1 protein-coding gene is annotated in these 1,108 nt (G+C 49.9%); it reads left to right on the top strand.

Features of this window, described 5'->3' with window-relative positions; genetic code table 11:
• Positions 1-525: 525 nt before the first annotated feature.
• Positions 526-783: a hypothetical protein gene (locus ACE5LO_RS27690; protein ID WP_375523131.1), complete on the top strand. Its 258-nt coding sequence runs from the start codon at positions 526-528 to the stop codon at positions 781-783.
• The last annotated feature ends 325 nt before the right edge of the window (positions 784-1,108 follow it).

Raw genomic sequence — 1,108 nt, 5'->3', positions numbered from 1 at the left:
GAAAGCCGTATGCGGGAAAACCGCACGTACGGTTTGATGAGGAGGGGTTGGCAAACCCAGCCCTTTACTCTACCAACAGGGAGCCGGAGAGGGTCCGCGCGCAGGGTTTTGTATGAAAAGTCACCCCATACCAGCCACCGGAGGACCAGAACAGGATCTTGAAGCAATTCATCCGGCGGATGCACTACACCCGGCAGCTTATACTCCTGTTGTACCTGTACCGATGTACTCGATTCCTTTGCGGTACAGGTATGGTGACGGTTAAAGCCATCGTGATAGATAGGGTTTGTTTCAACGAGTGCCTCGGTTACTTGGTGATGAACATCCAGCAACTAACAGCCGCGTGTCTCCATGCGCGTTTGATGAATATACAGGTAAATGACGCAACCTTCACGCCCGGCCCAAACGGGACCGTCATTAAGTTTAGGCATGGGAGTTGCTACACAATCTTTTAATGAAAAGGTTCTATGTACTCGACAAGCAGGGCGATGAGTGTTTAATATTGAGGGGGGAGGATGATCCAGTATGGACGAAATTTTGAAAGTGATTCTCGCTGAGATTAAAGCGACACGTGCCGAACTGCAAGAGTTCCGAGAGGAACAGGCGGTCATAAACAAACTGCTCACAGGAGACAGCGCCGGGATTAAAAATCAGCTACGTGATGTTCGCGATGATTTGAAAGTATTCCGCCGAGATATTCGGGACTGGACGCGGAACACGGATGAGAAGATTGACAAGATCGAGGACAGGCTCGATGGAGTACGTGACGCGCTGAATCATTAAAATTATAGGGTTGACGCGAAGCTTTAACGGCAAAAGGAAGGCTCTCCATTCGTGGAGGGCTTTTTTGTCTCGGTTTGTGGCCCGGAATCTCAAATTTTATTTTCAGTCTATGTAAAGAATTCTCGCAGGAACGTGAGATTAACTATTTGACGCTCATGTTGTAGGAGGAGGCATTATAGCTTGTCCGATGCACCAGTGATCGACATAGGTGCTGAGCAGGATGTGGACAAGGGAGCCCGCCCCCAGGATTTTGTACGAAAAGTCATAGCGCGCCTAGTCAAGCTAGGCACAACTTGCCGGTGCAAGTCCGGCCGGGGTAAGGACC

The organism is Paenibacillus medicaginis (assembly GCF_042138635.1).
In the GTDB taxonomy this organism is placed as follows: domain Bacteria; phylum Bacillota; class Bacilli; order Paenibacillales; family Paenibacillaceae; genus Paenibacillus; species Paenibacillus medicaginis.
The sequence above is the reverse complement of the archived record's forward strand: the minus strand, read 5'-3'. Positions and strand labels throughout refer to the sequence as shown.